Here is a 23,404-nt window from a genome sequence, read left to right on the forward strand (position 1 = left end):
TAAATATTTAGAGAGTTCGTATGTATAAAAAATATAAAACAGCTATTAACATTACTATTGGTATAATTATAAGTATTATTTGTTTATACTTTGCTTTTAGAGGCATTGATATAAAAGGGTCTATTGAAGTAGTAAAAAATATTAATGTAACATATTTTATTATATCTTTAATATTAAGTGTGGCTATAATTACATTAAGAGGTTTAAGATGGGAATGCTTTATACCTTTAAATAAGCCTATTAAAAAGAGAACTATTGTAATGGCTACCTATATAGGTTTTATGGCTAATAATATACTTCCAGCTAAACTTGGTGAGGTTGCACGAGCTTATATATTAGGAATTAAAGAGGACGTTAGTAAATCTGCTTTAATAGCTTCTGTTGTTACAGAGAGATTATTTGATGTTATTGTTGGAGGAGTTATACTTACTATTTCAGTGGCATTTATTCCAAATCTTCCAAAAACTGTAACTTATGCTGCTACTCTTTTATTTGTTGTATCAATTGTTGGTTTTTTGGTATTAATGTTTTTAGTATGGCAGAGAGAGTTTGCTCATAAAGTTTTTCATAAAGTGTTTGGTATACTGCCTCAAAAAATTGCCTCTAAGCTAATAGAGTTCTCTTGTAACTTTATAGACGGCATAGGGTTAAAAAATGATCCTAAACATATATTTTTGATATTTTTATATACAATTCTTTATCTTATAGGTCAGATACTTACTATAGGTTTCCTTTTAATGTCTTTTAATATAAAATCTTCTCCAATTATAGCATTATACGTATTTGCTATGGGAGGCTTTGGATTTGCTGTACCTTCTGCACCTTCTGGAATAGGACCTTTTGAATGGGCTATTATTTTTGGGCTTTCATTAATAGGAGTAGAAAAAACTGTAGCAGCTCCTTATGCTTTGGTTTATCATATGATGGGTATTGTACCTATTACTATAGTGGGATTTATATTCCTATTTATTATGGGTATTAACTTAAAAGATGTTACATCACAAAAGCAATGATTTTTGAGTTTTAATATAAAAATATAATATATATGTTATTTTAATTGTATCTATATTATAAAATTTATAGAAAAATTAATAGTTTATTTTTTATATAATGCTTTTTATAAACCTAAAGATAATAAAATCTTAATTACTTGAAACAAATAAAAAATTTTAAATACTATAATTCAGTACATAATCAAAAAACTAAATATTAATTATAGTTTTAAAAATATTATATACTTTTTATATATTAAAATATTTACATAAAATTTTATATATAAGATTCTAAACTTGAAAAATACATATAAAATATTTAATAATTATATGTTTTATATACAATTTTAACACAATATGAGAGTTGTATTATATTATAATTATTAAATATATTACAATATACTTGACATAGTATATATAAATGTTATAATTTGGCACAATAAAACATATTTTAGGAGATAAAAAAATGTCAAGATTTACAATTCCTAGAGATTTATACTATGGCGATAATGCTATGGAAGAGTTAAAAAATTTAAAAGGTTATAAAAAAGCTATAATAGTTACAGGCGGTTCATCTATGAAAAGAGGTGGATTCCTTGATAAATGTGAAAAGATATTAAAGGATACTGGTTTAGAAGTTAAAATATTTGATGGTGTAGAACCTGACCCTTCTATAGAGACAGTTTATAGAGGAGCTGAGGCTATGAGAGAGTTTAATCCGGATGTAATAGTGGCATTAGGCGGCGGTTCTGCTTTAGATGCTGCTAAAGCTATGTGGGTGTTTTATGAATATCCTGAGAAAAAATTCGATGATATTAAAACTCCTTTCACTATGCCTAAACTTAGAAAGAAAGCTATTTTTGCTGCTATTCCTTCTACAAGCGGTACAGCTTCAGAAGTTACTGCTTTCTCAGTTATCACTGATTATTCTACAAACATTAAATACCCTTTAGCAGACTTTGAGATTACTCCAGACATTGCTATACTTGATTATTCTATTCCTATGACAATGCCTGAAACAGTTTCTGCCGACACTGGTATGGACGCTTTAACTCACTCTATAGAAGCTTATGTAGCAGGACTTAGAACTGACATAACAGATGCTTTAGCTATGAAAGCAATAGATATGATTGTTCATAATATAGAAAAAGCAGTTAAAGGCGATAAAGAAGGAAGAGCTAAACTACATGTTGCTCAATGTTTAGCTGGTATGTCTTTCTCTAATGCTTTACTTGGTATAGTACACAGTTTAGCTCATAAAACAGGGGCTGAGTTTCATATAACTCATGGCAGATGTAATGCCATACTTCTTCCTTATGTTATAGAGTATAACTCAAAAGTTTGTGCTGACAGATTTGCTGATATAGCTAGAATGCTTAAACTTTCTGGAAATACTGATGCAGAACTTACTGCTGCTTTAGTAAATAAAGTTAAAGAATTGAATGTTAAATTAGGCATTAAACAAACTTACAAAGATAACGGCGTAACTGAAGATCATTTCAAACAAAAATGCGATGATATAGCTAAGAATGCAGTTGCTGACCCTTGTACTGGTTCTAATCCAAGAGAAACTGATGCTGCTAATATGAAAAAAGTATTAGAAGCTGCTTATTATGGTAATGCTGTTAACTTCTAATTAATATATTTAAATCATAGTTTTCCCCCGAGTATTATTTATATAATGCTTGGGGTTTTTATTTTTAAATTATATTATAAAGATTTGAATTTTAACATTTTTTACATATACTTAATTATGAATATTAATATGAAGGAATTTATTTATGGAAGACAAAATAAAAACAGAAGAGTTTCAAAAGATTATGGCTGATATACTTGAAGGATATGAGAAATTAGAGAATAAACAGGATTTAGACACATATTTACAGGAAAAACTAAAAGAGTATGGAGTTGGAGAAAGCGATGAAGAAAGGAATTCTATAATATCTAAATTTGGTATTACATTAAGAGGAATTGCAGATAAATTCAAAAGCCTCATTAGTTTTAAAAATAAAGGAAAATCAAATGCCCAATGGCTTAATCAGGATTTAGAAAAAAGCATGGAAGGTTTAGAAGAAGAGGATAAAACTATCATACTAGGAAGTGTCAATAAAGCTTTAAAAGAAGCTAAAAACGAGCATTTAAAAATACTTGAAAAATCTAAAAAAATGAAAGAAGAAAATAATAATTAAATTGGGGGATAGTATGTCAGAAGAAATAAAAAATAATGAATATGATTTAACTACAGAGGAAGGAAGAAAAGCATTATTACAAGATACAGCTAATGATATAAGAGATAATTCTCTAATAGGTGCTATTGAGTTTTCGGATGGATATGACAAAATAAAAATAAATACGGATCATAAAGAAATAAAAGAACTTAAGGAATATATAACATCAAATATAGATGATGAAAAAGATGAAGATGTAAAAAAGGTTGTAAGTACAGCAACATATATAGCTTCTCAAAAGGGATATTTAGGCGATAAAATGAAAGATAAAAAACCTGACGATATTGCCCGTATAGTTGATAATTCTTTAACAACTACGAAGGTTGCATACAAAGTTGCTACTGGAGAAATAGATGCAGAAGAGGTAATTGATTATACAGTTGATAGAACCACTGCACAAGTTGGCGAGATAGTGAGTACAAAGATAGAAGAAGCGACAACAACTACAGGAACGGTTATAGGAACTAATATAGGAACTGCTGCTGGAACGGCGGTTGGAACAGTAGTAGGAACTGCAGTTGGAAAATATGCAGGCAGTGCAATAGGAGACTCAATAGGAAGTGTTTTAGGACCTATAGGAGCTGCAGCTGGTGCGGTTGTGGGAGCAGTTGCAGGAAGTTCTATAGGAAAAGCTATAGGCGGAGTAGTTAAAAAAGGAATTGAGATAGTAGGCGGTGCAGTAAAAGCAGTAGGACGAGCTATAGGCGGAGCTGTGAGAGCTGTGGGCAGTGCTATAAGAAGGGTTGCATCTTTCTTTGGTTTTTAATATTTAGATAAAATTAAGGAGTTCATTAAATGTTGAAAAGAATTAAATTTAATCTTTTGCTTGGAAACAAGTACTGCAAAAATATTGATGAGGTAAAAAATAATTTTAATATTCATGATATATTAGATTATTTTGATAAGGGTATTTTAGAGAAATGGCTTACAGCACAGAATTTAAATGATATTAATGAAAAAGTATCAGCTATTGATAAAAATGCAGATATTTATAAAAGAGTTAATAGCTTGATGGAAATATTTTATGAAGATGAAAACAATATAAAAGAAATGTCAAAAGAAGCTACCTACATGATAGAGTTTGAAAATAAAAGAAAAGACGATTTAGAAGTTTTCAGCAAAAATAATTTTAAGGAAAAAGAAGTAGTTGATAATTATTTTAAAAATTATGAAGACATAATTAATCTTATAATGGAAAAAAAAGAAGATTATGAATTTATAAAATCATCTGTAAAAAATATCAGTGATAATTTTATGAATGCATTTAAATATAATTATTTTGATTTATTTTTAAATCTTTATAAAGAAGATAATTATTTTTCTATACTATCAATATTATCAAACAAAAAAACTAGAGAATATTTTACAGAAGATAAGGATGTAATGAAAAATCTAAATGAAATGTTTTCACATTCATATTCAGTTTCAGGTACAAAAAAAATCTAGGTTTGGATTGTATGAAAATAAATTGGATAATGATAGTTATTTGTTAAAAAAAATACAAATTTACTCACAAAATACAAAAAAACATTTCTCTACAGTTGTTGAAAATAAAAAATGTTTAATACTTCATATAGATAGCGGGTGTAATGTAACTAGTTTTAAAGACAAGAGCAAAGAATATTCTTCTGATGATATTAATAATAAGTTTTTAATATTAGACGGTATTACTTATATGGGTACTAGCGATTCTGCACAATTAATATATATGGAGATATGATATGGAAAATAATGATATAAAAGAAAAATTAGCTTCGTATATATATGCTTTAAGACCAATAATTTATATTAATCATTTTGATTTTGAAAAGATTGATAAAATTATATTTGATGTTTCAAATGGATATAAAGTTTATGAATGGGTAAATACTAATCTCACTTATAAATGGGAGAAAGATAAAGAAACTGGAGAATTAATTAAAAAATTTTCCACTTCCAAAGATATAACAAGTTTTTTAAAATTGGAACATGACAATGACGGCAATCATTTTATAGTTTTTAAAAATATTAACAACCATTTAAAAGATAATGAAGTTTTATCATGGCTTACAGATATAGCCCATAAAAATATGAAAGATAATGATTATAATGTTACTATATTTATAATCTCTTCTTCTCTTTACATACCTAATGAAATAGAGAAATATACTACAATTCTTGATATACCTTATCCTAAATATGATGATATTTCAAAAATATTAGATGAATATATAGAAAATTTTAATCTTACTCTTGAAAAAGAAGTTAGAGATGAGATAACAGCTTCATTAAGAGGATTAAGCGAATTTGAAATTAAGCAAATATTAAATTTGGCTTATCAGCAAAAAGGATTTATATCTTTAGAAGACCAAAGTTTAATATTAAAGGAAAAAGAGCAGACTATAAAAAAATCTGGCATTATAGAGATAGTAAATTATAAAGGCGGACTTGATAATATAGGAGGACTTGATAATTTAAAAGATTATATTATAGATAAGGCTCATATATTCCAAAGTTTGGGGAAGGCAATGAAGTTTGGAGTGGATATTCCAAAGGGTATTTTGCTTGTAGGGCTTCCGGGCTGCGGAAAATCTTTAGCTTCCAAATCAATAGCTAATATTTTTAAAACACCGCTTTTAAGGCTTGATATTGGTAAATTAATGGGTAAATATGTGGGTGAGAGTGAGGAGAATTTAAGAAAGGCAATAAAAATAGCTGAGGCAGTTACTCCATGCGTTTTATGGATTGATGAGATTGAAAAGGCTTTTGCTGGTATAGGCGGAACAGGAGGTGCAAGCGATATAACAACTAGGCTTTTAGGCTATATACTTACTTGGCTTCAGGAGAAAGATTCTACTGTTTATGTGGTTGCCACTTCAAATGATATAACAAAACTTCCTGCTGAGTTTTTTAGAAAGGGGAGATTTGATGAATTATTTAGAATAGAGCTTCCTAATTCAAAAGAAAGAAAAGAGATTTTTGAACTTCATTTGAAGAAAAGAAATCAGGATATTTCAAAATTGGATATTATTAGCTTACTTGATAAAACAGAAGGTTATTCAGGTACTGATATTGAGTCTATTATTCAGCATGCTATAGAGAAATGTTTTATAGAAGATTGCAAAAAAATGGAAACTAAAGATTTAGAAGATGCTATGGAAGATTTCAAATGTATATCAGTAACATTCAAAGATAAACTTGAAAATATGAAAAAGAATTTAGATAAATATGATATGAAATATGCTTCTAAAAAATAATATATTTTTATTTTAAAATGATAATTAAAAAGGTTATATATAATTTATAAAAAATGACTTGACAAAAAAAAGTATTGTATTATGATAGCCTTAAAATTACTATAAAATGGAGTAAATATGGAAAAATTAGAATGTTTTAGTTTTTTTAATATTATAGAGATATTAAATGGATATTTTGCTAAATTTGATGATGATTTCGATGATGATTATGACGATGAAGAAGATTATGATGATGACGACTATGATGATGATTATGATGATGATTATGATGATGATGACTTTGATGATGACTTTGATGATGACTTTGATGACGATTTTGATGATGATTATGATGATGATTTAGATGATGATGATTATTATGATGATGATGACGACTATGATGATGACGACTATGATGATGATGATTTTGATGATGACTTTGATGACGATGATTTCGATGACGATGATTTCGATGACGATGATTTCGATGATGATGAAGATTAATAATATATTATTAAGCAATATTAATAGTGAATATTAATATTGCTTGTAATTGCAGGTTTTTTAATGGCTGAAAGAAATAATAATAGATTTAAAAATTATAATAATTTCCATAACAAGAAAAAAAAAGATAATTCCTATAATAATAGAAAGAAAAATAACCATAATCAATATAGAAATAAAAAAACTATAGAAGAATATGAAAAAATATATCTTAGTAATAAGATGAAAGATAAATCAGAGAAATCTATATGCCCTATATGTAATGAGCCTATATATATACCAGAAGAAGCTATAACACATAATACTACAAATAAACTAGCACATTTTGAATGTATATTAAAAGAAATAAAAAGCAGTAATGAAGAAGAAATGGAAGAAAATGATAAAATAGTTTATTTAGGCTCTGGTACTTTTGGAATCATACAAGAGAGGAAAAATTCTAAAGGCACTAAACTTTTTGTAAGAAAGAGAATAAATTACGAAAATAGAAAAGTTAAAAAGGTAGAAGACGATTCCGATCCTGAAGAGGAGGATTTATTTAATGTATAATATGCCTAAGGGATTTTCCTCAGCGGCAATAAAAGCAGGTCTAAAAAACAATGATTATGACCTTGCTATAATAAAAAGTGAATTACCAAGCACTATATCTGCATTATATACACAAAACAAATTACAGGCAGCTCCTATACAATTTTCTAAAAATAATGATAAAAATAAAATTGAATTATTAATAGTAAATAGTAAATCCGCTAATTCTCTCACTGGTAAAAAAGGCTATCAAGATGTTTTAGATATTGCTAAACATTCTAGTAATATTTTTAAGTGTAAAAAAGAAAATATGATGATGGCTTCCACTGGTATTATAGGCATTCCTTTGGAAGTAGAAAAGATAAAAAATGCTATTAGTAATGCTATATTAAATACAGGCTTTGATGAAAACATCATAAAAGCAATTCAAACTAGAGATAGAATAGATAAAGTATATAAAACACAACTTCAAATAGAAGATAAAACTGCAAATTTTTTAGCAATAGCTAAAGGAAGTTCAATAGTTCATCCTAATATGGCTACTGTGTTATTGTTTATATTTACAGATTTGAATATAGAGAAGAAGAGTTTAAATAAAGCTTTTAAATATGCAGTAGAGCATACATTAAATAGAATATCAATAGACGGAGAAACATCAACTAATGATATGGCTTTAATAATGGCAAACGGAGCATTAGAAAATAAAGCTATTAATGAAAAAAACAAAAAGCTATTTTTGGAATTACAGCAAAAATTAGAAGAGATATGTGCCGTTATATCTAAGATGATACTATTAGATGGTGAGGGAATGAGTAAAACTATTATGGTATCTGTAAAAAAGGCTAAAACTCAAAAAGATGCTTTGGAAATAGCAAGACAAATATCAAATTCTAATCTTGTAAAAATTTTATTTATATCAAATGAAATAGATTATCGTAAGCTATTATCAACTATAGGTAATATGAACGTTAATATAGATAAAATGTCTATAACAGTAGATAATATTAATATTTGTAAAAATGGTAAAATAAATGAAAATCAAGATGAATTAAAAATATTAAATAATAGTTTAAATAAAGATAAAAACGAACATCATATTATATTAGAGTGCGGATATAATACAAAGTTTGAAGACTATTATTATTTTACAGATATAAGTCAAGAATATATATCAATACATTCAAGTTATAATATTTAATTTATACACAAATCATTTTATTAACTTATGCAGATTATATATATACAATCTACTTTTTGTTGCACTTTACATATACTTCTTATATACACATATATTGGTTAATAAAACAATATTAAAAAACTAGCTTTCTACAAATTTTTAAATTTTTAGAAATATTAACTTCTTATATTGCCAACAGTAGGGTCGTATATTACTTCTTCTGGAAGAGTATATATATTGTTATTTTGATTATTTCTTTCATTTGTATAAACATTATTTTCATCTAACGGAGCATAATAATAATCTTCTTCTTCATCTGCCATATTAGTTATATCATTATTATTATTTCTTCTAGTACCGCTTCTTATATGGTCAATATTACATTGAGTGCTAAGGTCAATATTTCCTCCAACAGTAAGAGGAGTAGTATTAATACAAGTATGATTTCTAGGAAGTCCAGAATCCTGACAAATCTCTACAATAAAAACATCTTCTGGCACTTTCCAATGAAACTCTCTTTTATCTAGAGGCGTAATAGCATCTAAATATTGAAATGTAGCCAAAGCAGTAGTAGCTCCTCCTGTAACATTATTAGGAAGAACATCATTTCTATCGCTTCCAATCCAAGCAACAGTTACAATCTCATCATTATAGGCAACAAACCAGTTATCTCTATGCTCACTTGTAGTACCTGTTTTAGCAGAATATGAAGGACTTTGAAAACCATATGTACTAGCACTTCTATATGCTGTGCCTCCGGGAGCTATTACTTTTTGAAGAGTGGAGTTTAAAAAATAATATGATGCTTGTGAAGTTGAGCTTATTTTTTTTAGAGTTCTATCTGCAAGAGCTGTTACACTTAATTCATTTCCATCTATATCTATTACTTTATCTACTATATAGTTATTGTATCTTACGCCATTATTAGCAAGCCCCCCATAAGCAGTAGCTAAATCTAAAGGACTCATCTCTATAGTACCTAATCCAATAGACAATGCATTTGGTATATATGCATCATCTCCAAAAAACTCTCTCGCATGATCAACAAAATAAGTAAGCCCAATATCATTTAATAATTTAACAGCAACAGTGTTTATAGATTTTGTTAAAGCAGTTTCTAAAGTAATTTCGCCCATATATCTTCTATTAAAGTTTCTAGGAGAATATGCAGGCTTACCCGGTCCTTGCGGGTAACTGTAATTTGTATCAAGCATAGTAGAAAAAGGCTGAGCACCTCCTTCAAATGCATACAAATATATAAAAGGCTTTATTACACTTCCTATTTGTCTTTTTGCCTGCACTGCCCTATTAAACTGGTTTTGCAAAGTGTATCCGTCCCCTCCTATCATTACAAGTACACCGCCTGTTTTAGGGTCTATAGAAACCATTGCACCTTGATAGCTTCTGTTTGAAGCAGATGCTTGAAGATTTCTTATTTTTTCTTTCATCACAGCATCTGCCACTCTGTAATATCTTTCATTTATTGTTGTATATATTTTAAGCCCAGATAAAGCAAGCTCATCTTTGTTAAAATAATTTAAAAGCTCTTGCCTAACATATTCATTAGCATAGGGTGTTCTGTTTACAGTCATTTTCCACTGAGCACCTTTTACCTGTTTGCTAATGTTTGTATATTTTTGGTCGAATAATTCTAATTCTGCATTTTTAGTGTTTTCATCTATCACTTTATTTTTAACGAGTCTTGATAAAATTTGTTCAACTTTTTTTCTGCTGTTGTCTGGATTATTTACTATAGAATAATATGTAGGGTTTGGAAGCATACCAACCATTATGGCAAATTCTAATAATCTGCATTGCCTTAAAGGTTTCTGAAAATAATAATTAGCAGCTGCCTCAAAACCATAATTTCCATCTCCCAAATAAACAGTATTAAAATACATAGCAAGTATTTCTTTTTTTGTATATTTAGCCTCTATTTCTCTTGCCGCAAACATTTCAAATAATTTTCTCTCTATTGTTCTTTCACTTTTTGTAAATAATAATTTTGCTAATTGCTGTGTGAGAGTAGAACCTCCTCCAACTATCTTTCTCGTTAGAATAGTCTGTATTGCTAAATATGCAGACCTAAAATAGTTTATACCCTTATGCGAATAAAATTTTTGGTCTTCCATTAAAAGAAGTGTTTTTTCTAATAGTGGATTAATATCATCAACATTTACAACCTCATAAGCAGGAGGCATATATTCCCCTATGAGTATATTGTTTTTATCATAAATCTTTGTAGGAGGAGAATCACCAAAAGGGTTTAGAGGATTAAAATATCTTATTCTCTTTTCATTTCCTCTTATTACTATTATATTGTAATATTCCTCAAGCATAGCCATACTTTGATCTCTTTTAGAACCCCAATCTTTATAAATATTTCCTACATACAAACTAACTATTATGCCGCCAACAGCAGAGATTAAAAGTACAACAATGAATATGCTTATTAAAAATTTTTTAAGTTTTGATTTTTTCTTTTTTATAGTTTTATCTTTACTAATCATTATACACCAATTAACATAATATTTTTTTAATATAATACTATGATATAATTAACTTTGCAAGCTAATATACATCAATTTTTTGTATCTTATAAAAAACAAATCCTTAATAAATATAGTAAAAAATACAAAAAAAGCATCAATAATAATAATATTATATGATGCTCTTTTTTATTTTACATAAAATTTAAGAATAATTATTTAATTACTTCTTTTACTCTGCTTAAAACATTTTCTCCAGATACACCATATTTTACTTTTAATTCTGTAGATTTACCAGATTCAGTGAAAGTGTCTCTGCATCCAACTATTTTTAAAGGAGCAGCATCTTTATACTCAGCAAGCACCTCAGCTACAGCACTTCCCAAACCACCTATAACGCTATGATTCTCTAAAGTTACAACACATTTAACTTGTTTAGCATTTTCTACTATATTTTTAGTGTCTAAAGGTTTTAAAGAACGAACATGTATTAAACGATAAGTGATGTTATTTTTCTCTAATAAATTAACAGCATCCACTGCCTGTTCAAAAGAAGAACCATCAAAAAATAATGCAACATCATCACCAGTTTTAGCTATTTCTTTATTTGTAATATCAAAATTAGCCTCTTCAGGAGAGTTATAAATAATAGGTACAGGCTCTCTTGATACTCTTATATAATAAAGCCCTTTATTATTGAAAGCATAATTAATAGCAGATTTAACATCATTTTCATCAAGAGGAAGAAGTACATTCATATTTGGTATACAACGTATTATAGCCATATCCTGTGTAGCTTGGTGGCTTGCACCGTCAGGACCAGCATCTAAACCTGGGTGAGTAGCTATAATTTTAAGATTAGCTTTAGTGTAGGCAGCCTGTCTAATTTGAGTCCATACAGTACCGCTTGCAAATATAGCAAAATTAACATATACAGGATACATTCCTTCCAATGCTAAACCAGTAGCAGCACTTAAAGAACTTTGCTCACCAATACCCAATTCCCAATAATTTTTTGGAAAAGTTTTAGTTACATCATAAGCAGATGTTGATGTACCTAAATCATTATCTATTACAATTATCTTATTATTTTTTTCTATTAAACTAGTTAAATGTTTACCTATTACCGCTCTAGGAGCAGAAGTTTTTTCTATGTTTATCATAAATATTATTCCCCTTTTTTATTACATATCTAAATCTTTTTTTGCTTGCTCAAAATCTTTATCATTTATAGTTAAAGAATGGCAATTAGGGTTATTTTCCAAGAAAGAAACACCTTTACCTTTTACAGTTTTCATTATAATAGCAACAGGTTTTCCGCTTAATGTATCTAATTTGTCTAATGCTTCAACAACATCTTTCATATTGTTTCCGTCTTTTACTGTTATAACATTCCAATTAAAGCTTTTGAATTTATCTTCTAAAGAGCCTAAATTAATAACTTCATTAACAGGGTCATGTGAAGATAGTCCATTATTATCTATAATAGCAACTAAATTGTCTAATTTAAAATGAGCAGCTTGTTGGGTAGTTTCCCAAATTTGTCCTTCATGAAGTTCAGCATCACCACATAAAGCAAATATCTTATTAGGGTTATTGTTAAACTTTCTAGCATAAGCCATACCCATAGCCACAGCTAACCCCTGACCTAAAAGACCAGTATTCATCTCTGTTTCTGGTATCTTATTGATATCTGGGTGTCCTTGAAGATGACTGTTAATATGCTTTAATGTTTTTAGCTCTTCCATAGGTATAATTCCTAGATTAGCTAATATAGCATATTGCATAACAACAACATGTCCTTTAGATAATACAAAACGAGATCTGCCGCTTTCTTTAAAATTAATATATTTGTCATATACAGCAACAGCCATATCCATAGCAGATAAAGATCCGCCTATATGTGCAACACCTTTTGCATCATACACCATTTGAAGAAATATTTGTCTGCATTTTTTTGCTTTTTTTTCTAATTCTTCTATAGAACTCATTAAAAATCCTCCAATTTAATACTAAAATTGAATTATTAAAACTAAATAATTAGTTTATACTTCAAATGTAATTATATAGATTTACTAAAAAAAATTCAATATGATATATTTTCATAATATAATAAAAGAACCCCATAATAATAAATATCAAAGGATTCTAAAATTTTTTAATATTTAAAAATAGTTATTTTTTTAATGCATTAGACATTTTTTTATTATAAAATTTAGGAGCTAATATTGCCATTATACACATTATTACAAAACCTGTTAACAAAGAGAAGAAAGGATTTAAAGTGATACCTCCAACTATAACTCCCACAAATGAAGCAATAGCTACCAAACTTGCATAAGGAAGCTGTGTGCTAACATGTTCAAGTAAAGGGCAGTTACTTCCAGTAGAAGAAAGTATTGTAGTATCAGATATAGGAGAACAGTGGTCGCCAAATACAGCACCAGAAACTAAAGAACCTACACTAATGAGTAGTACATTCAAAAGCTGATCTCCTGTATAACCATTAGCATTAGCAAGACCTGTAGCAATAGGTATCACTATAGGAATAAGTATAGCAAAAGTACCCCAGCTTGTTCCAGTAGAGAAAGCTATAACACATCCAAGCAAATAACCAATAGCAGGAAGCAGCCAAAGCGGGAAACCGCCACCTTTAACCACCTCAGATAAGAAAGAAGCTAATCCTAAACCGCCTTCTTCTGGTGATGATTTTATAACATTACCAATAGTCCAAGCCAAAGCTAATACAACCAAAGCAGGCACCATAGATTTTATACCTTCCATTATGGCATTACCAGCAGAACGAACACTTAAAAGTTTTCTTGCAACATAATAAATATACATTATCATAAGCGAAATAACTGCTCCATAAAATAAAGCCTTAGAAGCATCTGTTTGTATAAAAGCATTTGTAACAGTAGTGCTGTTAAAAGCTTGAGATAAAGTTTCTATACCGTCAGAGCCAATTAAACCCATATATGTAGTAATAGGGAACATTGCTATACAAGCCAATATTAATACCAATATAGCTATAACCATATCATACCACTTAGCACTGTCGCCTGAAATAGTCTCTAAATTACCAGGACAAGAACCATACAAATCCTCATTAAATAATTTGCCGTTAGCCGCATCATCTTCACTTCTTTTCATAGGGCCGAAATCTTTAAAAAACAAAGATATAAGAACTACAAAAGCCAAAGCTAAAAGAGGATAAACAGAATAAGGTATCATCTTTATAAAGAATATAAACTCACTCATATTCAAAGATTCAAACCCATTAGAATCTCTAATATAACTCATCACCGTTACAACCCAAGTAGATATAGGGGCAAGTATACAAACAGGAGCAGCAGTAGAATCTAATATATAAGCAAGTTTAGCCCTAGAAATCTTTTTTTCATCGAAAGCAGGACGCATTACAGTACCCACAGAAAGACTATTAAAATAATCATCTATAAATATAATAAGCCCAAAAAACCAAGTAAATATTAATACACTCTTTTTAGTTTTAAGGTATTTGCTAGCCCATAAACCAAAAGCCTTAGTAGCACCTGTTTTTGAAAGCATGCTAACAAATGCACCAAGCAAAGCACAAAATAAAAGTATTCTCACATTCCAAGAATCCCCAGTCATAGCAGCAACTTTATCGGTAAATATAGTGATAGCAGTAAATATGTTTCCATGTGAAAGTATTAAAGTACCAGAAAGTATACCAACCGTTAAAGAGATTATTACCTCTTTTGTAAGAAGGGCGAGTATTATAGCCAAAAGCGGCGGTATAATACCAAATAAACCGTAATGTTCCATTTTTTGAGTAACTCCTATTTTTTTATATATTACATTCAAATAAAAAAGCCCCCTATATTTAAGGGAGCTTTTAAATTGCTAAACCACGAATAATGAATAAATAATTTAACACTCCCAAACGATAAGAGGTTTATTTTGTTTCTTAAATTTATTCATCATTTTCCTACTTTCTTTTTATAGTAACTGATTCTACTACAAAATATTAACTTTGTCAATAACAAAAAATAATATAATATGTTTAGGAGCCACAGATATTGCACGTTTTTTAGTTTAAAAAAGTAGATATTCCTTATAATTTAAATTACTAGAAATAAACAAAAATTAATATCTATAAAATAATGTACTATAAATCATAAAAAAGCTAATATTAATTATTAATATAGTAAAAAATAAAAAACTATAAGATTTAAAATTTAATATCGGTATTAAAAATTATTCTTAATGTAAGAAACAATTAAAAGAAATAGGTAAAATAAAAAATAAAACCAAAAAACCTAAAAATAATACAAAAAATATATAAAAATTATATTAAAGAGTTTATATTCCAGTGGCTTCACTTTGTTATAAGTTGTAGTATAAAGCAGACAAAGACAAGACCAAAAAGAATTTTATAACTTTTGCAATCAAGAATTAACTTTAAAGAAATTTAATTTGAAATAAAAAATATGATGATTTTTTTCAATTACAAACGAATACATTATACTTTAAGAAATTAAGTAGTATTTAAATACAATAATAACTCACTCTTGTGTAATAAAAAATCCGCAAGAGCTTGTATATAACTCCTACGGATTTTATTTATTCACTTTTATTAATTAATATTAAGCACCTAAAACACCACTGATTAAGAATGCTGTAGCGAAAGAAACGATAGCGTAAAGTTCTGGGAATACAGCAACGATGATAGTGTTACCAAATACATCATAACCATTACCTATAGCCTCAACACCATTAGCACAAACTTTACCTTGGAATATAGCTGAAACCATACAAGCTAAACCAACAGCAATACCAGCACCCAATATAGCAGCACCTTGGAAGATAGTGATGTCAGCAGTCAAATAAGGCTGCATAATGAAGAAAGCAGCAAAACCATAAAGACCTTGTGTACCAGGCAAAGCACTTAAAACAAGACAGCTACCAAATGCATCTTTATTTTTTTTCAAAGCTCCAACAGTAGTCATAGCAGAAATAGAAGTACCAACCGCACTACCAATACCAGACATACCTACCATTATACCCGCTCCTATATATCCTAATAAAAGTGCTGTGTTCATTGTAAAACCCATAGTTAAAATCTCCTTTTTAGATTATTTTCTTTTTTAATTATTAAATATTTATATATAAAAAACTAATTAAGCTACCTTTTTAAGTGGCTTATACTCTTTTCCGCCGCCCTCAAAACCAACATTATTGTAGAACTCTACAAATGTTAATCTCAAAGGGTGTACCAAAGCACCAAGTATGTTTAATGCGAATATTGCTATGTGTCCAAATACTAGGAATACAACCATTATAACAGCACCAACACCCGGTATAGCTTTGAAACTCATGCCTATTTGGTTTATTACTAATGCCAATATAGAACCAGAAGCACCTAAAGCAAACAAACGAATATAAGAAAGTGTGTCCCCCATTATACCAGTTGCCGCAAAATAAACACCAAGTATAGAGTTTAATACATCTGGCTTTTTACCAACATTAGAAAGTATTACTAAGAATACCAAACCAACAATCATAGCTATATAATATATAGAGCTGAATTGTTTGATAACTTGCATTTTCTGCATATCACCCAAGAACCATAAAACAAGGCTTGGTATAAATAAAAGTTTACCAATAGCTCCAAATATATCACCTATAGAACTAGTTTTAATTCTATCTATAACACCAACTACTAAAGCAAAACATATATGAAGTACCCCTATAAGTAATGCTGTATTAAATGGAGTTAAGAACCAATTTTCTTTTATGTCTGTAATTATTAAATACTTACTTAAAGTAGCAAATAAAGGTATTTGAGTATTAGAAGGTATGCTCACACCAAAGAAACTACCTCCATTTATAATACCCATAATAGTAGTACATATTCCAAGTGTTAAAGCAAGTATACCAATACCTCTTAATTGTCCCTTTAACACAGTAAATAATCCTACTAAAGCTACTATAGTTAATACTAAACCATAACCAGAGTCCCCAAAACAATAAGCGAAAAATAACGGATAGAAAACTGCTATCATAGGAGTTAAATCTATCTCGAAATAATTAGGCAATTGGAACAACTTTGTAATAAGCTCATAAGCAGAAGAATACTTATTGTTTTTAAGCTCAACAGGTACATTATCATCTTTTGTAGGCTCTTCCATTATGTAAGCTATTTTTTTGCTGTCGAGTAAAGTTTTAACTTCGCTCTCTTTATCTTTAGGTACATAAGCTTCAACATAAAGTATCTTGCCTTCAGTAACCTCACTAGCTACAAAACTCTCTTTAGCCTCTTCAAAATGATTCTGCAAATTAAGACTATCAACTTCTTTATTAATAGCTTCTATATATACCTGATTTTTTATTATATCATTTTCAATATCTTCTATTTTTTTATCAAGTTCAGATATTTGAGTTTTTAATTCATCATAAGATTTATTAGGCATATTAATAATGTCAAAAGCAATTGCCTCTTCGCTGCCCTCTTTTTTAAAAGCAACAAAATAAACCTTACCAGCCTCTTCTTTTATAGCATAAGTAAATATGCCGCCAAAATTATAAGCTTCATACTCTTTTATAGGAGCATTAAAAAATGATATATCATAAGAAGTTTTTTCTTTTAAGTTGTTAATCTTATCAAAGCTAAAACTTCCAAAAGGAGCTATAATAGATAATTCTTTTTTAAGATTATCTCTTTCAGCTTTTAATTTATCAGAAGATTGAGATAACTGTAAAATATTGTCTATTACATCAGATGCTTTTTTATTAGTATCAGCTGCTTTTAGGCTAGATATATCTTTTTTAGCTTTTTTAGCATCAGATAAAGCATTATTTATAATAGTTTTAGCTCTATTAGCATCATTTTTTTGAGCGGCAATATTTTCTATATTTTCAGATGAAACGCCGTTAGCAATTTCTATATGCACAACTCCAAGAGAAGCTAAATCATTTAGAGTTTTTTCCCTATCCTCATGAAAGACAAAGAGAGAGAGTTTCTTCATTTTTCTAATCATAAAGACGCCTCCTTAGCTCTGTTTCTTTCTTTTACTATCTTTTGAGAAGACTTACTTAAATTTTCTTCATCTTCCATATACCTTTTAATTTTGATTATAGCTGTTTTATACTCAGGAATTTGTACTTTCTCATAAAGGTTAACTTTCTGAGTAGTTTTTTTCCTAGCATAAGCCAAAGCATTAAGCCTATTTTCTGTCATTTCAATTTTTATTTGTAATGTCATAAGCAGCTCAAACATATTAATGGCAAGCCTAATCCAAGAAGGCATATTAAACATGCTGACATTTTCAATATCAAAGTCTATTCCTGTTAATATAGAAACCTTAACACCCGCAATATTTTTTTTCTCAGAGTTTACATTTCTAATCTTAACAATCTCAGGAAACTCAGTCCAAAAACCATTATAGTTTTGATTTTGTTTCACAAGGGCTTGATATTCTTCTTTAAGTAATTCAATCTCAGCGGTAATCTTTCTCACCTCAAGACGAAGTGCTGCCTCTTTACTTTTCAAAGTAGGCAAAGCTTTCTCACGAATGGAAAGCTGGCGTCTTAGGTTTTGAAGAGCCGTTTTATTGTATTGAAACTTTAATGCCATATTTTTTAACCTACTTTTAAAAATTAATTATTTGTCCATTTACCGTATTGCTCTACTAAGGATTCTTTTATACCAACTTCTGCTTTACTAAAGTATTTGGACATTAATTCCCAGCCTGTTTCTAACATCTCATCAATTTTAATGTTAATGTCTATTGCAAGTAATCTTTCAGAATATTCAGCAGCATATTTCAAACATCTTTCATCATATTCAGTTAAGTCGAAACCGTTTTCTTTCTTCATTTTAGCATTAGCAGCATCTGAATAAAGACGAACTAAAGTGTTCATTACAGCAGGGTGGTCTTCTCTAGTTTTCTTACCTATAACCAACTGTTTCAAACGTGAAAGACTTCTGAATGGGTCAATGATTGTTTTACCTATGTCAGAGTCACGTCTTAAGTAAAGCTGACCTTCAGTGATGTAACCAGTGTTGTCTGGTACAGCATGAGTAATATCACCTTCGTTAAGAGTAGTAACAGCGATAATAGTAATAGAACCGCCGTCAGGGAACTGAGCTGCTTTTTCGTAGATTTTAGCAAGGTCAGAATATAATGAACCTGGCATAGAGTCTTTAGAAGGAATCTGGTCCATTTTGTTTGATACTATAGCTAAAGCGTCAGCATAAAGAGTCATGTCTGTAAGAAGTACAAGAACTTTTTGCTTATGCTCAACTGCGAAATATTCTGCAGCTGTACAAGCCATATCAGGTATCAAAAGTCTTTCTACTGGAGGGTCATCAGTAGTGTTGATGAAACATATAATTTTATCTAATGCTCCAGCTTCAGTAAATGTATTTTTAAATGATAAATAGTCATCGTTAGAAAGTCCCATACCGCCAAGGATAATCTTGTCAGCTTCAGCTCTCAAAGCAACCTGTGCAAGTACTGCGTTATAAGGCTGGTCTGGGTCTGCGAAGAATGGGATTTTTTGTCCTGTTACAAGTGTGTTGTTAAGGTCAATTCCGGCAATACCAGTAGCAATAAGTTCAGAAGGCTGTTTTCTTCTAACAGGGTTTACTGAAGGTCCTCCGATTTCTACCTCTTTACCTTCAACTTCAGCACCTCCGTCTATAGGCTCGCCATAAGCATTAAAAAATCTTCCTGCAAGAAGTTCGCTTACTTTAAGTATAGGAGGTCTGCCTAAAAATACAACTTCAGCGTTTGTAGGTATACCTTCAGTACCTTGGAAAACCTGAAGCGTAACAATATCTCCAATCATTTTTACAACCTGAGCAGGTCTGCCGGCTACTAGAGCCATCTCATCGTTACCAACATTTTCTGCTCTTAAAGATACAGTTGCTTTAGTAATTTGTACTAATTTTGTATATACTTTTTGAAATGCTTTAGGCATGTGTTATACTCCTTTCAGCAAATATTGATTCCATCTCAGCTGTGTATTTTTTATGTTCTTCAGACTTATATATAGAATAATTCATCTGTTTAAATGCGTTAATAAGTCTTTTGAAATAAGTACCTACTTCACTGTAATCATCAAATCTGTAATCAGCTTCTACAACTTTCATAACTTGATTTAATAATTCTTTTTGTCTCTCTATTGGACAGTTTTTATCTACTTTATCGAAAGCATCTTGCTGTAATAATACAAAGTCTATAAGTTCCGCCTTCCATAAACGTTGATGATATTCAAGAGGTACTGCGTCATCACCTAAAATGCTTATTTGGTCATTAGCTTCCTGACCTCTCCTAGCAATATCTTTCGCTCTAATAACTTTATCAGCCCAACCTTTTTCTATATAAGTATCTGAAAACTCTACAAACTCTGGATATTCTATATATTTAGAATAAGAATCTAATGGGTCAACAGCAGGATATCTTTTACTGTCAGCACGTTTTTGTGATAATGCGTAGAAACATCTAGCTGCTTTACGAGTAGATTCTGTTACAGGCTCTTTCAAGTTACCGCCTGCAGGTGATACTGTACCTATGAATGTAATAGAACCTGTTTCTCCATTATTTAAGTATACGAAACCTGCTCTAGCATAGAAACTAGAAATAATAGCAGGCAAGTCGATAGGGAATGCATCCGGTCCTGGCAGCTCTTCAAGTCTGTTAGACATCTCTCTTAAAGCTTGTGCCCAACGAGAAGTAGAGTCAGCAAGAAGAAGTACTTTAAGTCCCATTGACCTATAATATTCAGCTACTGTCATACCTACATAAACTGAAGCTTCACGGGCAGCAACAGGCATGTTTGAAGTGTTACAGATGATTGTAGTTCTTTCCATCAAGCTTCTTCCAGTTCTTGGGTCAATAAGCTCTGGAAATTCTGTAAATATTTCTACTACCTCATTAGCCCTTTCACCGCAAGCTGTCATTATAATCAAGTCAGCATTAGCGTTAGTAGCCAAAGCGTGCTGCAATACTGTTTTACCTGCACCGAATGGTCCCGGAATAAATCCTGTACCGCCTTCAGTAATAGGGTTAAATGTATCTATAGTTCTGACACCAGTCTCTAACAATTTGAATGGTCTTGGCTTTTCTTTGTAAGCTTTAATAGTAAGTTTTACAGGCCAAGTTTGAACCATTGTTACATTAACTTTTTCGCCTTTAGAATCTTTTATAACAGCAAGTGCATCCTCTAAACCATAATTTCCAGCAGAAACTACGCTTTCAACAACACCTTTACCTTCAAATTTGAAAGGAACCATTATTTTGTGGTCAATCCAACCCTCTTTAACAGCACCAATCCAATCTCCTGCCTCAACTTCTTCACCAACTTTAGCTATAGGTGTAAAGTCGTATCTCGCATCTTTATCTTCAGTAAGATTGTTATATTTACCTCTCTCTAAGAATACACCCTTTAATTTATCAAGGTCATTTTGAAGTCCGTCAAAGTTTTTACCTAAAAGTCCAGGTCCTAATTCAATCTCTAACATTGAACCAGTAAACTCTACGGCATCGCCTAATTTCATTCCCCTTGTAGATTCAAATACCTGAGCACTAGCACTAGTACCTGATATTTTAATAACCTCTGCCATTAGTTTGGCTTCCCCACAAGATACAAAACATATCTCGTTCTGTGAAACGGGTCCGTCTACCTCTATTGAAATTAGGTTTGATATAATAGCAGTTACTTTACCTTTAGTCATTTCTATCTCCTAATTAATTTACATTTTATAATGACGCTTTGCTTTTTAATGTTTCTACAAGCGTCTCTAAATGTTTCTTACCTTCCTCTTCATCTCTTCCGTTGATACTAACGGCATAGTTAAGATTTATATAATAAGCAAAAATATTATCTGTTGTGAAAGATTTTATAGATGTTAACTTATCCAAAAACTCCCCTACCAAAGAACATTCTATATTTTCCATATTATATGGATCAGCCTTATCTGATGAGTTAAATGTCTCTATAATAGTGTTAATATAAGGTATCTCTCTACCTACACCAAAATCGGAAGCTGTAGATTTGCTTAATGCAGATATTAAAGAATAATCGCCTATAAGCTCTTTAGCTATCTTATCACTATTAAAACCTAAAGCCCTGCAATTTAAAGCTGCTAAAACATTCTTCATATCTCTCATAAATAATGCATAATTCTTTATAAAATTATTACCGCTATTTATCATCTCTTCATAATACAAATTCAATAAACTGTTTTCTATATGTCTAACACTTTCCCATTCAACATTCTTATTATCTTCTAAAAATTTGCTCATATATGTTGGTAAATTAGATATATTATTGTATTTTTGTATCTCCTCTTTACTAAATATACAAGGCTCTAAATGCTTTGTATAAGGGCTGAATAATCCCTTTTGTTTTGCTATAGCATTTACTAAATTTTTATTGTCATTTTGATAAATAAGATATTTAAAAAACTTAGCATCTTTAGCACTTAAACTAGATAATATACTTTGAGTAATTTCATTAATATCATACTTAGCCTTAGCATCAGATAATTTAACTTCTGGAAGACCTGAGATAAGATAATAATATGATCCCATACTCGCCCCTTTTATTTACTAAATATTACTTCTTCTGTTTTAGCTTTGATATAATCACTGAAAAACTCTACAAAATCCTCATCTGTAAATTGTAGTTGATAATTGCCATTATTTGGTACTATTTTAAATCCATTTGATAATTTCTTATCAAAGTTAATACTAGCATTATTAATAGCAGATTTTATAGATTTCTCAAATGCTGCATCTATATCTGCTTTCTTTGATTCTGGGAAATATACTGTTACATCAGAGTTACCTGAAGCTATATCCCATTTTTTTACTACCTCTAAAATTAAATCTTTTAAAAATGCAGTATCAGCAAAAGCTCCCTTTAATCCTTCTTCCAATACTTTAGAGGTAACCAATTCTTTTACTCTTTGCTTTAAAGCACTTATTGACTGCTCACCTGCCATACGAACATCAGTTATAGTGTTCTTATTAAGCTCTTCTGATTTTCTTTGTGCTTCTTTAATAATTTCTTCTGATTTTGATTCTGCTTCTTTTATAATTCTGTCAGCTTCATTTTTAGCGTTAGAAATTATTTCATCAGCTTTCTTATTAGATTTTTCAACACCGTCTTGATATATACGTTCTAGAAGAGAGTCAAGTTTTTTATCTTCAGCCATGATATCTCCTTAACTTATAAATTATGTAATTATAAACATTTACGATATTTGACTATTGTA

The 23,404-nt window shown here is 29.8% G+C and carries 21 protein-coding genes; 10 read left to right on the top strand and 11 right to left on the bottom strand.

All coding sequences use genetic code 11. The features are described from left to right. Positions 1–20 precede the first annotated feature (20 nt). The 10 genes from EPJ72_RS04725 (at position 21) to argJ (ending at position 8,665) form a co-directional block, all read left to right on the top strand. Positions 21–1,013 carry a lysylphosphatidylglycerol synthase transmembrane domain-containing protein gene (locus EPJ72_RS04725; protein ID WP_147731067.1) on the top strand — a complete coding sequence of 331 codons (993 nt, stop codon included), beginning with the start codon at positions 21–23 and terminating at the stop codon, positions 1,011–1,013. Between the two features lie 445 nt (positions 1,014–1,458). After that, positions 1,459–2,628 (top strand): iron-containing alcohol dehydrogenase, encoded by a 1,170-nt coding sequence (locus tag EPJ72_RS04730; RefSeq protein ID WP_147731068.1) that lies wholly within the window; start codon positions 1,459–1,461, stop codon positions 2,626–2,628. Between the two features lie 145 nt (positions 2,629–2,773). Then, positions 2,774–3,181 carry a hypothetical protein gene (locus EPJ72_RS04735; RefSeq protein ID WP_147731069.1) on the top strand — a complete coding sequence of 136 codons (408 nt, stop codon included), beginning with the start codon at positions 2,774–2,776 and terminating at the stop codon, positions 3,179–3,181. A 13-nt stretch (positions 3,182–3,194) separates the two neighbouring features. After that, entirely contained in the window at positions 3,195–3,986 is a 792-nt protein-coding gene (locus EPJ72_RS04740) for a hypothetical protein (RefSeq protein WP_147731070.1), read from the top strand. Between the two features lie 29 nt (positions 3,987–4,015). Beyond that, entirely contained in the window at positions 4,016–4,666 is a 651-nt protein-coding gene (locus tag EPJ72_RS04745; RefSeq protein ID WP_147731071.1) for a hypothetical protein, read from the top strand. 7 nt (positions 4,667–4,673) lie between these two features. Continuing rightward, positions 4,674–4,940 carry a hypothetical protein gene (locus EPJ72_RS04750; RefSeq protein WP_147731072.1) on the top strand — a complete coding sequence of 89 codons (267 nt, stop codon included), beginning with the start codon at positions 4,674–4,676 and terminating at the stop codon, positions 4,938–4,940. Position 4,941: 1 nt separating this feature from the next. Then, the gene (locus tag EPJ72_RS04755) at positions 4,942–6,456 is read left to right on the top strand and encodes an AAA family ATPase (RefSeq protein WP_147731073.1); all 1,515 of its coding nucleotides are present in this window, start codon (positions 4,942–4,944) and stop codon (positions 6,454–6,456) included. A gap of 117 nt (positions 6,457–6,573) precedes the next feature. After that, positions 6,574–6,939, top strand: a complete 366-nt coding sequence (locus tag EPJ72_RS04760) for a DNA primase (RefSeq protein ID WP_147731074.1) — start codon at positions 6,574–6,576, stop codon at positions 6,937–6,939. Between the two features lie 63 nt (positions 6,940–7,002). Next, on the top strand, positions 7,003–7,488 hold the full coding sequence (locus EPJ72_RS04765; protein WP_147731075.1) for a hypothetical protein: 486 nt from the start codon (positions 7,003–7,005) through the stop codon (positions 7,486–7,488). Continuing rightward, positions 7,481–8,665 carry a bifunctional ornithine acetyltransferase/N-acetylglutamate synthase gene (gene argJ, locus EPJ72_RS04770; RefSeq protein ID WP_147731076.1) on the top strand — a complete coding sequence of 395 codons (1,185 nt, stop codon included), beginning with the start codon at positions 7,481–7,483 and terminating at the stop codon, positions 8,663–8,665. Before EPJ72_RS04765 ends, argJ begins: the two co-directional genes overlap by 8 nt. Before the next feature lie 155 nt (positions 8,666–8,820). On the opposite strand, the gene EPJ72_RS04775 is transcribed toward argJ, so the two are convergent. The 11 genes from EPJ72_RS04775 to EPJ72_RS04825 form a co-directional block, all read right to left on the bottom strand. Next, positions 8,821–11,154 carry a transglycosylase domain-containing protein gene (locus EPJ72_RS04775; protein WP_147731077.1) on the bottom strand — a complete coding sequence of 778 codons (2,334 nt, stop codon included), beginning with the start codon at positions 11,152–11,154 and terminating at the stop codon, positions 8,821–8,823. A gap of 194 nt (positions 11,155–11,348) precedes the next feature. Further along, the gene (locus tag EPJ72_RS04780) at positions 11,349–12,296 is read right to left on the bottom strand and encodes a transketolase family protein (RefSeq protein ID WP_147731078.1); all 948 of its coding nucleotides are present in this window, start codon (positions 12,294–12,296) and stop codon (positions 11,349–11,351) included. Between the two features lie 21 nt (positions 12,297–12,317). Beyond that, positions 12,318–13,124 (bottom strand): transketolase, encoded by an 807-nt coding sequence (locus EPJ72_RS04785; protein WP_147731079.1) that lies wholly within the window; start codon positions 13,122–13,124, stop codon positions 12,318–12,320. A 184-nt stretch (positions 13,125–13,308) separates the two neighbouring features. After that, complete coding sequence (locus EPJ72_RS04790) at positions 13,309–14,943, bottom strand: Na+/H+ antiporter NhaC family protein (RefSeq protein WP_147731080.1); 1,635 nt, start codon at positions 14,941–14,943, stop codon at positions 13,309–13,311. Positions 14,944–15,764: 821 nt separating this feature from the next. Continuing rightward, entirely contained in the window at positions 15,765–16,232 is a 468-nt protein-coding gene (locus tag EPJ72_RS04795) for a V-type ATP synthase subunit K (RefSeq protein WP_013243976.1), read from the bottom strand. Positions 16,233–16,298: 66 nt separating this feature from the next. Then, positions 16,299–18,158, bottom strand: a complete 1,860-nt coding sequence (locus tag EPJ72_RS04800; protein WP_147731081.1) for a V-type ATP synthase subunit I — start codon at positions 18,156–18,158, stop codon at positions 16,299–16,301. Next, positions 18,155–18,754, bottom strand: a complete 600-nt coding sequence (locus EPJ72_RS04805; RefSeq protein WP_101504041.1) for a V-type ATP synthase subunit D — start codon at positions 18,752–18,754, stop codon at positions 18,155–18,157. Before EPJ72_RS04805 ends, EPJ72_RS04800 begins: the two co-directional genes overlap by 4 nt. 23 nt (positions 18,755–18,777) lie before the next feature. Beyond that, positions 18,778–20,103: a V-type ATP synthase subunit B gene (locus tag EPJ72_RS04810; protein WP_147731082.1), complete on the bottom strand. Its 1,326-nt coding sequence runs from the start codon at positions 20,101–20,103 to the stop codon at positions 18,778–18,780. Further along, on the bottom strand, positions 20,096–21,859 hold the full coding sequence (locus EPJ72_RS04815) for a V-type ATP synthase subunit A (protein ID WP_147731083.1): 1,764 nt from the start codon (positions 21,857–21,859) through the stop codon (positions 20,096–20,098). The genes EPJ72_RS04810 and EPJ72_RS04815 overlap by 8 nt, the downstream gene beginning before the upstream one ends. A gap of 25 nt (positions 21,860–21,884) precedes the next feature. Continuing rightward, positions 21,885–22,718, bottom strand: coding sequence for a DUF2764 family protein (locus EPJ72_RS04820; protein ID WP_147731084.1), 834 nt, complete (start codon positions 22,716–22,718; stop codon positions 21,885–21,887). A gap of 11 nt (positions 22,719–22,729) precedes the next feature. After that, the gene (locus EPJ72_RS04825) at positions 22,730–23,344 is read right to left on the bottom strand and encodes a V-type ATP synthase subunit E (RefSeq protein ID WP_147731085.1); all 615 of its coding nucleotides are present in this window, start codon (positions 23,342–23,344) and stop codon (positions 22,730–22,732) included. Between the last annotated feature and the right edge of the window lie 60 nt (positions 23,345–23,404).

Source organism: Brachyspira pilosicoli, from assembly GCF_008016535.1.
In the GTDB taxonomy this organism is placed as follows: Bacteria; Spirochaetota; Brachyspiria; order Brachyspirales; family Brachyspiraceae; genus Brachyspira; species Brachyspira pilosicoli_A.

Coding starts and splice junctions, on each gene's coding strand:
- EPJ72_RS04775 (WP_147731077.1), bottom strand. CDS start 11,154: ATGATTAGTAAAGATAAAACTATAAAAAAGAAAAAATCAAAACTTAAA.
- EPJ72_RS04795 (WP_013243976.1), bottom strand. CDS start 16,232: ATGGGTTTTACAATGAACACAGCACTTTTATTAGGATATATAGGAGCG.
- EPJ72_RS04820 (WP_147731084.1), bottom strand. CDS start 22,718: ATGGGATCATATTATTATCTTATCTCAGGTCTTCCAGAAGTTAAATTA.
- EPJ72_RS04790 (WP_147731080.1), bottom strand. CDS start 14,943: ATGGAACATTACGGTTTATTTGGTATTATACCGCCGCTTTTGGCTATA.
- EPJ72_RS04815 (WP_147731083.1), bottom strand. CDS start 21,859: ATGACTAAAGGTAAAGTAACTGCTATTATATCAAACCTAATTTCAATA.
- EPJ72_RS04825 (WP_147731085.1), bottom strand. CDS start 23,344: ATGGCTGAAGATAAAAAACTTGACTCTCTTCTAGAACGTATATATCAA.
- EPJ72_RS04755 (WP_147731073.1), top strand. CDS start 4,942: ATGGAAAATAATGATATAAAAGAAAAATTAGCTTCGTATATATATGCT.
- EPJ72_RS04730 (WP_147731068.1), top strand. CDS start 1,459: ATGTCAAGATTTACAATTCCTAGAGATTTATACTATGGCGATAATGCT.
- argJ (WP_147731076.1), top strand. CDS start 7,481: ATGTATAATATGCCTAAGGGATTTTCCTCAGCGGCAATAAAAGCAGGT.
- EPJ72_RS04745 (WP_147731071.1), top strand. CDS start 4,016: ATGTTGAAAAGAATTAAATTTAATCTTTTGCTTGGAAACAAGTACTGC.
- EPJ72_RS04735 (WP_147731069.1), top strand. CDS start 2,774: ATGGAAGACAAAATAAAAACAGAAGAGTTTCAAAAGATTATGGCTGAT.
- EPJ72_RS04805 (WP_101504041.1), bottom strand. CDS start 18,754: ATGGCATTAAAGTTTCAATACAATAAAACGGCTCTTCAAAACCTAAGA.
- EPJ72_RS04765 (WP_147731075.1), top strand. CDS start 7,003: ATGGCTGAAAGAAATAATAATAGATTTAAAAATTATAATAATTTCCAT.
- EPJ72_RS04725 (WP_147731067.1), top strand. CDS start 21: ATGTATAAAAAATATAAAACAGCTATTAACATTACTATTGGTATAATT.
- EPJ72_RS04800 (WP_147731081.1), bottom strand. CDS start 18,158: ATGATTAGAAAAATGAAGAAACTCTCTCTCTTTGTCTTTCATGAGGAT.
- EPJ72_RS04810 (WP_147731082.1), bottom strand. CDS start 20,103: ATGCCTAAAGCATTTCAAAAAGTATATACAAAATTAGTACAAATTACT.
- EPJ72_RS04740 (WP_147731070.1), top strand. CDS start 3,195: ATGTCAGAAGAAATAAAAAATAATGAATATGATTTAACTACAGAGGAA.
- EPJ72_RS04760 (WP_147731074.1), top strand. CDS start 6,574: ATGGAAAAATTAGAATGTTTTAGTTTTTTTAATATTATAGAGATATTA.
- EPJ72_RS04785 (WP_147731079.1), bottom strand. CDS start 13,124: ATGAGTTCTATAGAAGAATTAGAAAAAAAAGCAAAAAAATGCAGACAA.
- EPJ72_RS04780 (WP_147731078.1), bottom strand. CDS start 12,296: ATGATAAACATAGAAAAAACTTCTGCTCCTAGAGCGGTAATAGGTAAA.